The organism is Alteromonas abrolhosensis (assembly GCF_001953635.1).
GTDB lineage: Bacteria > Pseudomonadota > Gammaproteobacteria > Enterobacterales > Alteromonadaceae > Alteromonas > Alteromonas abrolhosensis.
This window is the reverse complement of the sequence record NZ_MEJH01000004.1, coordinates 209,061-222,210: the sequence shown is the minus strand read 5'-3', so window position 1 is coordinate 222,210 and position 13,150 is coordinate 209,061. Positions and strand designations below refer to the sequence as shown.

Genomic DNA, 13,150 nt, shown 5'->3' with positions numbered 1-13,150 from the left:
TTTATGGATATCGCACGTTATTCTATCGATAAGCCCGTCAACATTTGGCTAATGGTAGTTATTCTGCTTTTAGGTGGCATATTGGCGATGAGCAAGATTGGCCGCTTAGAAGACCCTGCTTTTACCATCAAACAGGTAAAGGTATACACCAATTATCCAGGCGCCAGCGCTGAAAAAGTTGAGCGTGAAGTAACCGAGCGCTTGGAAATTGCTATTCAACAAATGCCACAGTTGAAAGAAGTCACATCGATTTCCTCGCCAGGCCTATCTGAAATTACATTAGAAGTAAAAAGTACTTACGACAGTAAGCTCTTGCCGCAAATTTGGGATGAATTGAGAAAGCGACTTCGCGATACGGCAAGTTCACTTCCAACAGGCGCACAAGACCCGGTGGTATTTGATGATTTTGGTGACGTATATGGACTTTACTATGCATTAAGTGCTCCTGATTTTGATACCCGGGAGCTCAGAGAGTTTGCGCGAATCATTCGACGTGAACTACTGACTACTGAAGGTGTGGCAAAGGTAAATGTGACTGGCGTTCAAAAAGAGCAAATAGTCGCGTATATAAACCCTTATCAACTCGCTGGTTTAGGCATTTCATTCCCCGATCTCGCTTCGCTTTTTGAAGACAACTTACGCCCCTTTAACGGCGGCCGTATTAAAGTTGACGAAAAAAACGTACGCCTAATCGTAGAGCGCGCACCAGATAGGCTTGAAGAAATATCGAACCTTTCTGTGGTAGTGCCTGGTACAAACCGTTCCCTTCGAGTTGCCGATATTGCCACATTAAAATTAGAGCCTGCCGATATACAGCCTGTGCAAGTACGTTACAACGGAGAAGAGGCACTCACGCTTTCCGTATCAGCCTTGACCGACGTTAATATTGTTGATGTGGGCGAGCGCGTTAACGCAAAAGTAGAAAAACTGCTTCGGGAACTGCCAGTCGGCATTACGCTTACGCCGATTTACGATCAAGCCTCGGTAGTTGATGAATCGGTAACTGGCTTTATTAACAACCTCGTTATGTCGGTGGCAGTTGTTACGTTAACGCTATGTTTATTTATGGGTTGGCGCTCGGGCGTGGTGGTTGGCTCTGTGCTGCTTGTCACCGTACTAGGTACGATTCTAATCATGTGGCTTATGGATATTCAGCTACAGCGGATTTCACTTGGCGCCATGGTTATTGCCATGGGTATGTTGGTAGACAATGCCATTGTCGTTGCTGAAGGTATGATGCTTCGCATGGCTACCGGCTCTACAGCTAAAGAATCTGCCAGTTTTATTGTTAAGCGTACTCAGTGGCCTTTGCTTGGCGCAACGGTTATTGGTATTGCGGCGTTTTCTGGCATAGGCCTTTCCAACGATGCCACAGGCGAGTTTCTTTACTCTCTATTTGCCGTAGTACTGGTTTCACTCATGATAAGTTGGGTACTCGCGGTAACTTTAGTGCCAGTGCTTGGCGCGTATTTCTACCGCAAAGGTATAGGCCAAACCGCAGGGAACGAACTCTCTGCATCGCAGCGCTGGTTTAAGCGTGCATTACTCGGTGCACTTAAGCTTCGCTGGGTAACTATTGGTGCCCTACTAGTTATTACCATTGTAGCTTACGCAAGCTTTGGTATGGTAAAACAAGGCTTCTTCCCACCGTCAAACGCACCTCTATTCTTTGTACACTACTGGGGCCCACAAGATAGAGATATTCGTGCCACAGAAGAGATAGCAAAAGAAGCTGAAGCACGTATTTTAGAAATGGAGAACGTGACGGCTGTAACTACTTTTATTGGTCAAGGTGCAGACCGCTTTACCTTAACTTATGCACCTAAAAGCGCGAATGAAAACTATGCCTTTTTCATGGTTCGAGCTAATGAATTGGAAAATATTCCGGCTATTCAAAGCGCTCTTGCAGGTAAGCTAACCGACTTGGACTTCGATGCTAGCTTTTATATGGAGCGCATGCAGTTTGGCCCTGGCTCTGGTGCCAAACTTGAGGCCCGTTTCTCTGGCCCAGATACCGAAATATTGCGCCAGTTGGCTGATGAAGCAAAGGCTCTGCTTTTTGCTGACGGACAAGTAAAATTCGTGCGTCACAACTGGCGTGAAAAAGGCTTTGCTATCAATACGCAGTTTGATAACTACAACGCGGGCATTGCTGGCGTATCACATAATGACTTTAGCCAAACCATTCAGTATGCCAGTAGCGGGGTAAGACTTGGTACGGTACAAGATGGTGATTACGCTTATAATATCATCGCAAAGATGGGTAAAGCAGAAGACACTGAACTTCAATCAATACGCGAGTCGCAAGTATGGTCTACGCAGCAGCGCCAGTACGTACCATTTACTCAAGTGTCGCAAGGCTTAGAGTTAATGACAGAAGAAATGCGCATTCACCGCCGCGACCGCGTGCGTACTATTACGGTAGAAGCGGAACCGGGTGACGACGAAACTGCTGCCAAAGCATTGGCTCGAATTCGCCCGCTTATTGAAGGTATTGAATTACCTGCGGGTTATACGTTGGAATGGGGCGGCGAATTTGAAAGCTCTAGCGATGCGCAAAAAGCGCTGGGCGCAGGTTTACCTGCTGGCTTTTTAGTCATGTTTATTATTTCAGTATTGCTATTTGGCCATGCTCGCCAGCCGCTGATTATTTGGCTAGTCGTTCCCATGGCTATAGTGGGCGTAGTTACCGGCTTACTCAGTACTGATATGCCGTTTGGCTTTATGTCGCTACTGGGCTTCTTGAGCTTGTTCGGTATGCTTATTAAAAATGCCATTGTCTTGATAGAAGAAATAGATCTTCAAATAGAAGAAGGCCTAGCCATTCGACAAGCCATTGTAGACGCCACTATTAGCCGTGTTCGCCCTGTATCATTGGCGGCTGTAACGACTATTTTGGGTATGGCACCACTGCTGTTCGATGCATTCTTTGCCGACATGGCAGTAACCATAATGGGCGGATTGGCATTTGCCACGGTACTTACTCTTATCGCCGTACCGGTGCTTTACAGCCTGCTGTTTAAAGTTAGCTACCGCGAGAGCTAACGCTTCAATACTAACGGTCTCTCTACCGCAATATTTATTTACGCTGGTAGAGAGGCACATCCCCTTCCACCGTGACTATTACCTTTGGCGTTACCCAGGCAGCTAACGTTTTGCCTCTACTCTACTTTGCATGAACTTCATGACATCGCGCCACGACACCATTCCTACTGGATGTCTATCTTTGTCGATAATCGGAATGCATGAAATTTTGTGGGTATTAAAAAGCTCAATAGCCGAATAAACAGAGTCACTTGGGTTAAGTGTAATGACTTCACGAGTCATGATTTGGTGCGCTTTTTTAACCAAAGTAGCGCGATCAAGTTTTCGTTCGCTTAGGGTATCTACAAAAGGGCTAATCGACTTCATTAAGTCTCTATCAGATATAATGCCCTGCAGCTTGTTTCCATGAACCACAACTAAATGATGAAACCCCGTCGCGGCGAAAAGTTCACGCAGTGACTGTAAACTGTCATCCATATGCACGCTAACCACCCGCTTAGACATGATGTTTACAATACTCATTTGCACATCCTCGTTATTACTTCATACATTTGAATAGCGCTATTACATTGCTTCAATTATAGAAACCACCCAGCAATAAGTTAGTTTTACTGACTCACATAGGAGATTTAAGAGCCCCACTGGTAGAAAATTCTGCCTATGCGTAAGGGTTTTCTCCCATAGCCAAAGCGACGCAAAACAAACGTAAATCTAGCTCAAGTTGATGATAATCAGGCTCCATATAACAACAGAGTTTGTAAAATGCTTTGTTGTGATCTTTTTCTTTAAAATGGGCGAGTTCATGTACAACAAGCGCCTTTAACAGGGGCTCAGGGGCATTGAGTAAATCGTTATTGATCGCCAAATCGTGTTTGCGGGTTTTCCCTTGCATTCGATAGGTATGCGTACCTAGTGCATTCGTTATCATATCGCCTTGCTTTTTGAATGCTGCGCGCCCAAACGGTGGTGCATTTTTCAAATACCGTTTTTTCAAACCGGTAGCATACTGATAGAGCAATTTATCTGTCGTTACATCATGGGCATTCGGGTATTTTTTTAAGAGGTAAGTAATTAACTGGTTGCTTGAAATTAACTTAAGCGCTTGGTCAACAATATTAGAGGGGTAGCCATTAAAATACCGAGCATATTCGTTCACGTTTATTTCTCCTTTGCCGCGTGGATTATAAAGCAAATGGAAACGGAGAATAGCACTAGCTGCTAACAACTCTGATTAAAGAGCACCCTACTGAATGATGAGTGGATAGTTATAGACGTTTCCATTGCAGCACAAGTGCTGGAAGAGCGAGTAAACACACTAAATGATATGCACTAAAAACTATATTCAATGGTACCATTTACTTTCTTTAGGCATTAAACAATAAAAATAAAAAAAGCTGACTTTTCAGACGTTTTCCTGTTTTTTTACTATCCTTATTTAAACCAGCAGCTTTAGACGTGTGATTTTTTGATGTTAGCTGAAACTAGCTTAAATTTGGATATGTATTAATGATTAAAAAGCCCTTCTCTATTGTCGCTATTGTGTTCAGCTTCCTTACCGTTAATAGCGCCTATGCTGAAAAAGAAAATGTAAAAATAAGTGGGTTCGGCACTATCGCAACAGCAACGTCCGATTCAAACAGATACCAGTTTCGCGCCGACCGTTCACAGGCGGAATTAGCAAAAAAAGACGGTTTTGCATTCAAACCGTTGAGTTTGATTGGCGTACAGCTCGATTACAGTATTTCAGATGATTTGGACTTCGTAGGTCAATTTGTCTATCGAGAGCAGGATGAGCAAAATCTCGATTCTATAACTCAAATGGCCTTTCTAAGATACGACATTTCTCCTTCGTGGCAAGTAAGAGCTGGGCGTTTAGCGGCCGATATCTTTCACTTCAGCGACACTCGAGATGTTTCCATTGCCTATCCATGGGTAAAAGTACCTACGGAAGTTTACGGTATTGTGCCTGCGCGAAGCTTTGATGGAGGAGATATCAATTACACGAAACCTTACGACAGTTTCAATCTGATGATTAAAGGCTTTTGGGGAAGTGGAGAAAGTGACTTTTCAAGTGATGGTTACAGCCCCATAGCTTTTAATAACTTGCGTTCAATTGGTGTCGAGCTTGTTTCATTTGATTGGAGTGTGGCTTTTAAACACACTCAAACTGAAGCGGATAACGACTACGAAGAACTAGCAGTTGTGGCCGCGTCTGTCGCACAGTTACAGCCCTTATGGAGCGGGGCCAGTGATTTTTCTAGGGAAGTAAGCCTTAAAAATACCACAATTCAATATACATCCGTTTACTTCAACCGCTTTTTTAATGCGTGGGAGCTTTCTGGAGAATTGTCGTACATTGATTCTAATTCAATTGCCTTAAGACCCTCGTTTAACGGTTTCTTAAACCTGAGCTACCTTTACGGCGCACATACATTTTACGCTTTGTATTCATTTGCAGAGACAGATACATACTTTCTGAGTAAGGAACAACCCAGCTTCCCTATTAACGATAGTACCGCGCAGTTAGCCATGTTTGTTGAAGAAGTAGCGAGTAGCCTGGCGCACGATCAACAAACCCTCTCTTTAGGTTGGCGTTGGGACTTGCGAGAAAACCTCGCCTTTAAAGTACAGCTTGAGCGAACCGATGTGGAAGCTAGAGGCACGGGACTTCGCGCCCGAGACGGCCTAGTTGTCGACGATGAAGACGGTGTAGTACACACCCTTTTCCTCGCTTTAAGCTTTAGCTTCTAGGGGGCGAAAATGAATTGGTATAAGCGCTTCCCCACAATGATTGTTGCACTGCTCTTGTTATATAGCGTCTCTTCGGTTGCGCAATCTCAAGAGAAAATTGTCGTAGTAACAAATCCAAACAACGATGTGCAGGTGTTAGACAAAAAAGGGTTGATAGATCTTTTTATGGGTAAATATTCTGCGTTTCCAAATGGCAAACAAGCAACCCCCATCGATATTGATCGTGATGACAAGCTAAAAGGTCAATTTTACAAATCGTTGGTTGGGCTTCCCCTTGCACGGGTCAATGCTTATTGGTCTAGACTGAAATTCTCTGGACGTGTGAAGCCACCAGCCATAGAACAAACCATTGATGATGTCATGCAACGGCTTGAAGAAGACGAATCAGCGTTAGCCTATGTTTATGAGTCGTACGTGACGGACAAGATGAAGGTAGTATACCGCTTTGATTAATATTCACGGCTTAGGATTTCGATTCTCGCTCATCTTAGTGGCTGCAGCCATGCTAGTAGTGTTCACTACCGCAGAGTTTTTTTATCGCGCAACGTACGAGCATGAGATTAGTGAGGCGAATAACGACATACAAGAGCTTTACCAAACCGTTAGTGCAACGGCATCTATCGCGGCCTTTTTAGAAGATGAAGATCTTGCCAAAGAGGCAATAAACGGCTTAGTAAAAAGTGAGAAAATACTTGCGGCATCGATTAAAAGTGATGCGTTGTATTATCAATTCAACGTTAATGAGGCCATTAATAAAGAGGTTGAGCCTCGTGTATTTGTGGTACGACACCCTTTCATTCCTGAAGACTCGTTAGCAGAAGTAAATGTCTACCCGAATTTTGACCACATTATTAAACAGGCTGAGGAAATAAGTACTGATAACAATTACTCCTTATATGTAGAAGCACTTGTTGTTGGCATTGTTGCCTTAATTATTACCTATTACATCATCATTTCTCCCATGCTGCGCGTGGGGCGCTCGCTGCACGGAATTACCCCTGGTACGAAAGAGCGAATTGATATCCCTGAGTATCATTCTAAGAGTGAGATTGGCGAATTGGTACAAGACACCAACCAACTGCTAAATAAAGTTGAAGAGCAATTTACTCAAGAGCGGCAATTAAGAGAAGAAATCGAGTTTCTGGAAAAGCGTTTTAGAATGCTGTTTGAAAATGCAAAATCAGCCACTGTTTTAATGGCAGAAGATGGAACTATTGAACTTAGAAACAACGCATTTAATGACTTAGTTGAAAAACTAGGTCTTGAGATTAAACAAGAATACGGTGAGCTGCTTGAAGAACTATTTGAAACCGCTTCAGCAATGAAAAGCTCTCTTTCAGAAGCTTTTGCGCGTAATGAGTTTGCTACGGGCGAATACAAGCTAAAGTCGCACAAAACTGATGATGCTACTTGGGTGCAATTAATCGCTAGTCCGTTGATAACCGACGACGGTGAACGGTATTACCAGCTAACGCTAAATGATATTTCCAGCCGAAAACACGAGCTACAGAAGTTAGCGTTACAGGCGGACTTCGACGCACTAACGGGCATTTATAATCGCAATGGCGGTGAAAAGCTAGTTGCTAAATTAATGAAGAAAGGCCACCACTTCGCCCTAGCATTAATTGATTTAAATGGCTTTAAAGCAGTCAACGATATCTTCGGTCACGACGCCGGCGATGAAGTGCTTATTTTTGTAGCTGAACAATTAAAAGAAAAAATTCGCAAAAACGATGTGGCTATTCGCTGGGGCGGCGATGAGTTTGTGCTGCTACTCCACGCTGAAGACAAAGCTTCTGTCAAAAGTGCTATCGAAAAAGTAAATAATGGCGTAAAACAGCCTTTTTATTTCAACGACGATCCAGAACCCACTTATATTTCAATGAGCGTAGGTGTTGCCTTCTTCCCTCGTATGAGTGACGACATGAGTACCTTAATTAAGTTGGCTGACATTGCGATGTACAAAGCTAAACAAAATAAGATAGCTGCACCAGATGATTACCTTTTCTTTGCTGAGTCTACATCACTCGATACCGAGCATTGAACTTGGATGTAAAAAGCCGAGCTAAAATAGCTCGGCTTTTATTTTAAAGTTATGTACTCAGTCTTGCTGTGAGCACAGCACCGTCAAAACACGTCCACACTGACACTGCTACGCAAGAATACCATGTGGTTAGGCACTACTGTGCAATGTCTTTGCCTAACATGCGCTTTAAAGTGCCATCTTTGTCGACGAAGTGATGCTTGAGTGCGCCAGCAATGTGTAGCAATAGTGCGACAATTACCGTGTAGCCGAGATAAAAATGGATGGCACCACCCGCTTTAGAAAGCTCATAATTTATAGGCAAAGTTTTTTCAGGGTCTTCAACGCTGTAGTTTGGCGCGAACACTTCTAAACCAAAGACTGACAGGCCATGACCACCAAGTACCGACGCCATCAAGCCAGAAATGGGCATTAAAAGCGTAGCGATGATTAATACCCAGTGTACAACCGACGCAAGCTTATGTTCTATTGGCTTGTAGTTAGCGGCAGCGCTAGGCCAACCATTTTTCATACGCCACACTACACGTGCAAGCGCGACAAAAAGCACTAGAAAGCCAATCGCTTTGTGCCAAGGGTATAACGCATACACACCGTTTTCTGACATGTAAATCCCCGTGGCAAGTAATCCAATAATGGTTAATCCAACCACCCAATGTAAAAATACCGTAGTGGTAGCAAATTTGTTATGGCTATCGTACTGCATGTGTGTTCCTCACTTTTATGATTGATGTTAAGAACTACGTTTTCCTTAAAGCGTATCTCAACATGGCAAACCCTCGCGTATTGTGAGGGGTTACCTGAAAGTGACAAAGCAATTTTTAGGCCGACAATCTTTTTTAAATCAGGTAAGTGTGCGGTGTTGGGCTGTGTTTAAGCCCTCGCTTACCTGCATTCTATAGATTGTTTAGCTACTAATTCAGCGTTTCTAAAATGCTTATATCAACGACAGAATATTTATAAAAAACCATCTAGCCAGCGGGATAAATAACACTTAGACTGCAAAGACAAAAATAAAAACGACAGGTATTACGCCAGCTCAACAGATAAGCGGCGTTCGACGTTACTCTTCGTCTAGTTTGTATCTACGTTTGTTCATGAATGAATAGGCGTTGACTAAACAGGCGTAGGTGGCGAAGTACTTTTCATTTTAGTTACAAGGGTTCTCAATTTAATGTCACAACAAAAAGTAGGTTTAGTGGGCTGGCGCGGTATGGTTGGCTCAGTATTAATGCAGCGCATGCAAGAAGAGCAAGACTTTGCGCACATTGAGCCCACCTTTTTCACTACCTCACAAAAAGGCAGTGCAGCACCAGATTTTGCTGGGAAAGATGCAGGTGTTCTAGAAGATGCGCACGACATAGAAGCGTTGTCTAAACAAGATATTATTATCACCTGTCAGGGCGGCGACTACACAAAAGCAGTATACGACGACTTAAGAGCCGCTGGCTGGAACGGCTACTGGATTGATGCTGCGTCAGCACTTCGCATGAAAGACGACGCCGTAATTATTCTGGACCCTGTAAACCGCAAAGAAATTGATAGTGGTATTGAAAAAGGCATTCGCACTTATGTAGGTGGAAACTGTACCGTTTCCCTTATGTTATTGGCGCTAGGTGGCCTGTTTGAAAAAGACCTCGTTGAGTGGGCGTCACCCATGACGTATCAAGCCGCTTCAGGTTCAGGTGCACAGCACATGCGCGAACTCATTACTCAAATGGGCGCAATTCACCGTAATGTGAAAGAAAAGGTTGAAGATCCGGCTACCGCGATTTTAGAGATTGACCAGCAAGTGTCTGAGTTTATACGAAGCGCAGACTATCCAAGTGAACAGTTCGGTGTACCGCTGGCGGGTAGCTTGATTCCATATATCGATTCACAACTACCTTCAGGTCAAAGCCGTGAAGAGTGGAAAGCCCAAGCCGAAGCTAACAAAATTTTGGGTATTAAAGGCAGCGAAGTACCTATCGACGGTATTTGTGTACGCGTTGGCGCCATGCGCTGTCATAGCCAGGCGATCACGCTCAAGCTTAAAAAGGATTTACCGTTAGCTGAAATTGAAGATATTCTTGCTAAGCACAACGACTGGGTAAAAGTTATTCCTAATGACCGCGACGCTACCATGCGTGAACTTACTCCTGCGAAAGTAACCGGTACACTTTCTATTCCAGTAGGTCGTATTCGCAAGCTTAATATGGGCCCTGAATATATTTCTGCATTCACTGTTGGCGATCAACTATTATGGGGCGCTGCAGAGCCGCTCCGCAGAATGTTGCGCATTGTGCTTGAGCAAAACTAACGGAATGTTTTAAAGCTCACTAAACGCGATTTATAACGCCTTGCTGTTATATTACATGCAAGGCGTTTTTGTTTTTAGCGTTGTAAGCCTATGAAAACTAGGCTTTGACAGGTATATAGTACTACTTAGCTGACTCAGACCAAACAGCAAGCTCGTTACCGCCTGGCTCTATGAAATGAAAGCGGCACCCGCCCGGAAAATCAAAAAGTGGTTTGCTGATTGCACCGCCCGCGTCTTCTACCTTGCGCTGAACTTCAGAAATATTCTTGGCATAGAGCACCAACAAAGGAGCGCCGTTTTCTGCTTGTGCCACACGCTGTGAAGCAAAAATGCCTCCTTCCAAACCAGAGTTATTAAAAGCGGTGTACTCACTTCCATAGTCTGTAAAGCGCCAGTCAAAAGCATTTTCAAAAAAAGCCTTTGAACGGCCTATATCTAAAGATGCGAATTCAACATAGTTGATTTTTATACTTTCTGACATTGTTAAAAAGGCCTAATAAGGGAGAGTAAATACCATCATAGCACTTATTTCTCGCTAGTCCCGGGTTTAGAAAATAGGTGCAACAAACACGGTTATTTTTCTAAACGATAACCTTAATTTAAAAGCTCACGTCCCATTGCAATGAATAGACAGTCTCATCCCCTGCTTCAGTGCCGAACTGATCGAGCGCTACCTTGCTCACCTCGGCCGTCACTTTATTTTTGTGTCCATTGAAGAAGTAGTTAAATGCCAAAGTTCTTTCAAAGAAGTGATCATCGCCTTCATTCGTATTTGGAGAGTAAGTAGCGTAACGCGCCGCAATTTCAAGAGGCTCTGGCCACCAACTAATTGATTCGGAGATGAAATACCCCGCCTGTACGTAATACCCGCGCAGCGTTGTTTGAGAATCGTTTTGGGCTATATTCACAATCTTTTTCTCGTGATATTCCGCTTGAGCATTAAACCCTTGATAGAAGTACGCGCCATCAATGACGAATTGCTGAATATCATACTGACCTTCAATTTCACCTTCGTCAAAGTTAGTTAAATTGCCAGCTCCAGATGAGGAGAAGCGTGTAAACTGGCTTTTGAACTTTGCTCCCGCTATTGCTAAAGCTGCCTTGGGCTTAGCAGAGCGTTTGATATCGCTATTGTCGAAACCAACTTTTTCACCAAAAATGTTCCACTGAAAACGTCCAACATACATTGCGTCGCCATCGTGGTTGCTATAATCACCTCGACCAGACCCATTAAATAGCCCCGCCCAATAATTAAAACTAGAAGCGCCACCGCTATCGATGTGACCGTAGACTGAAGCGCCCATCTGTCTGTCTAGCGTAAATATTCTATTGATGATTGAGCGATCCATCATTTGTTGGCCACCACTACTAACGCTACGTTCTCTGGAATATTCAACTTTCCACTGACCAAGCTTAAGCCGAAGGGCATCATACTTTTCAAGGGATAACGTGGCGCTTAGCGTGCGTTGATCAACGGCATCATATTCCACACCGTATTTAATCCACGGTATACCTATATGACCATCTAGCTTAACTCGAGCCCTATTAACACCAAATTGATTCCCTGCGTTATGAGCAAAATCATCACGTTCTGTAGGCTGGCTTATCCCGGGGTTGGCGTAACGAAACTGAAGTCGACCACGCACACGTATCGAGAAGGCGTTATTGTCACTTTGAAAAGTGAGACCGTTGCCATTGTAGGCAGGAATAGTTGCTTCAGACTCACGCTTAAGGTCAACCTCTAGCGCTAAAATAGCCGAGGAGAAAAACAAAGCCCCAACGGAGCTCAATAAAAGACACCAAGAAAAGAATGTTTGGAAAAGCAAAATACACTAAGAAGAATGAGAGTTTGCGCTCAGAATATATACTTTAGTATAAGAATCAAGGGTACTGACACAAAAATGACATAAAACTGTAATATTTCACGTTAAATCGCGCTTTTAACTAGGCCCCTTTTGTTTAGGTGCTTTTTATTCAGGTACTCTTTATTTAGGTAAGAGTGCCACTGCCGGTAAGTGAGGGCTTCCTTTTTCCGCTTGTTCAGATTGTTTTATTAGTTCAACAATGTGAGTGTTTACGGGGGTGGCTATATGATTTTTCTCCCCTAACCTTACAATTTCACCGTTTAGAAAATCTATTTCAGTTCGCCTACCTAGCATCAGATCCTCATACATTGAAGAGCGAGCCTCAGGGTCTATTTTAAGTGTTGATGCTGCAACCACATTGAATAAAAAATCAGGGAGCTTCATAATTTTTGGCATTAGATTGGGAATAACTTTCCCTGTTCTTGCTGGTGTAATACCTTCTGCTTCTAGCACTGTTAATGCCTCGGATAATACTTTCGCCATCACTAACCTGTACTGCCTATTGCCAAGCTGTTCCTTTAGTGGAATACCCGACAATGCATTGACCGCGTTGTTGAGGTTCATTATGAGCTTGCCATACTGTACCGCAGCCATATCGCTATAAACTGTCACCGGAAGCGATGCTTTCTGACAAGCCTTTATCAGGTCTGAGCATTCGCTATTGGGGTCTTCCAGGGCTATGTTACCTTCAGTTCCACAGTGAAAGTGGCCATTCCCCTTATAGAAAACATTAAAAGGCACCATACCCGCAATCACGCTCTGCTTGAGGCGGTGCCGAAGCATGTGTGCGTTGCGTACACCGTTTTGTAAACTAACAACAATTGCAGAAGGACTCGCGTACTGGTCAATAATGTTAGCGGCCTGTTCTGTATCTTGGCTTTTTACACAAAGTAAAATGATATCAGCGTTAACCAAACTTTCGTTACTTAATGAAAACGAGATATGTTTAGGGGCAACCATTTGGTCGCGACCTTGCCAGTCAGTTACATTGATGCCATGTGCTGTGATGTCATCGCACAAACGCTGTCGACCAATAAGCGTAAGCGAATTAGGAGTACATAACGCATCTTTAGATGCCAACAGGCAGCCTGCTACATAACAACCAATACTGCCTGCACCTAACACCACAATTTTCATTACCGTACTTCC

General features: G+C 43.7%; 11 protein-coding genes. 5 read left to right on the top strand and 6 right to left on the bottom strand.

The annotated features are described in order from the left end of the window. Positions 1-3 precede the first annotated feature (3 nt). On the top strand, positions 4-3,045 hold the full coding sequence (locus BGK61_RS08415) for an efflux RND transporter permease subunit (RefSeq protein ID WP_076011374.1): 3,042 nt from the start codon (positions 4-6) through the stop codon (positions 3,043-3,045). A 102-nt stretch (positions 3,046-3,147) separates the two neighbouring features. On the opposite strand, the gene BGK61_RS08410 is transcribed toward BGK61_RS08415, so the two are convergent. Further along, a complete protein-coding gene (locus BGK61_RS08410) occupies positions 3,148-3,567 on the bottom strand; it encodes a CBS domain-containing protein (protein ID WP_076011375.1) in 420 nt (139 codons plus the stop codon). 136 nt (positions 3,568-3,703) lie between these two features. Next, the gene (locus BGK61_RS08405; protein WP_076011376.1) at positions 3,704-4,201 is read right to left on the bottom strand and encodes a M48 metallopeptidase family protein; all 498 of its coding nucleotides are present in this window, start codon (positions 4,199-4,201) and stop codon (positions 3,704-3,706) included. Between the two features lie 350 nt (positions 4,202-4,551). Between BGK61_RS08405 and BGK61_RS08400 the strand changes: the two genes are divergently transcribed. The 3 genes from BGK61_RS08400 to BGK61_RS08390 are packed head-to-tail and all read left to right on the top strand — an operon-like array spanning position 4,552 to position 7,840. Beyond that, positions 4,552-5,796, top strand: coding sequence for a hypothetical protein (locus BGK61_RS08400; protein WP_014997850.1), 1,245 nt, complete (start codon positions 4,552-4,554; stop codon positions 5,794-5,796). Positions 5,797-5,805: 9 nt separating this feature from the next. Then, positions 5,806-6,249 (top strand): type 2 periplasmic-binding domain-containing protein, encoded by a 444-nt coding sequence (locus tag BGK61_RS08395; protein ID WP_014997849.1) that lies wholly within the window; start codon positions 5,806-5,808, stop codon positions 6,247-6,249. Next, complete coding sequence (locus tag BGK61_RS08390) at positions 6,242-7,840, top strand: sensor domain-containing diguanylate cyclase (RefSeq protein ID WP_014997848.1); 1,599 nt, start codon at positions 6,242-6,244, stop codon at positions 7,838-7,840. Before BGK61_RS08395 ends, BGK61_RS08390 begins: the two co-directional genes overlap by 8 nt. Before the next feature lie 136 nt (positions 7,841-7,976). On the opposite strand, the gene BGK61_RS08385 is transcribed toward BGK61_RS08390, so the two are convergent. Continuing rightward, the gene (locus BGK61_RS08385) at positions 7,977-8,543 is read right to left on the bottom strand and encodes a cytochrome b (RefSeq protein ID WP_076011377.1); all 567 of its coding nucleotides are present in this window, start codon (positions 8,541-8,543) and stop codon (positions 7,977-7,979) included. A gap of 468 nt (positions 8,544-9,011) precedes the next feature. On the opposite strand from BGK61_RS08385, the gene asd reads away from it, so the two are divergent. After that, positions 9,012-10,136, top strand: coding sequence for an aspartate-semialdehyde dehydrogenase (gene asd, locus BGK61_RS08380; protein WP_076011378.1), 1,125 nt, complete (start codon positions 9,012-9,014; stop codon positions 10,134-10,136). Positions 10,137-10,257: 121 nt separating this feature from the next. On the opposite strand, the gene BGK61_RS08375 is transcribed toward asd, so the two are convergent. The 3 genes from BGK61_RS08375 to BGK61_RS08365 all read right to left on the bottom strand — a co-directional run bounded on the left by BGK61_RS08375 (position 10,258) and on the right by BGK61_RS08365 (position 13,138). Beyond that, positions 10,258-10,617, bottom strand: a complete 360-nt coding sequence (locus tag BGK61_RS08375; RefSeq protein WP_076011379.1) for a VOC family protein — start codon at positions 10,615-10,617, stop codon at positions 10,258-10,260. 118 nt (positions 10,618-10,735) lie between these two features. Then, positions 10,736-11,926: an OprO/OprP family phosphate-selective porin gene (locus tag BGK61_RS08370; RefSeq protein ID WP_234349456.1), complete on the bottom strand. Its 1,191-nt coding sequence runs from the start codon at positions 11,924-11,926 to the stop codon at positions 10,736-10,738. Positions 11,927-12,121: 195 nt separating this feature from the next. Further along, complete coding sequence (locus BGK61_RS08365) at positions 12,122-13,138, bottom strand: 2-dehydropantoate 2-reductase (protein WP_076011381.1); 1,017 nt, start codon at positions 13,136-13,138, stop codon at positions 12,122-12,124. Positions 13,139-13,150 lie beyond the last annotated feature (12 nt).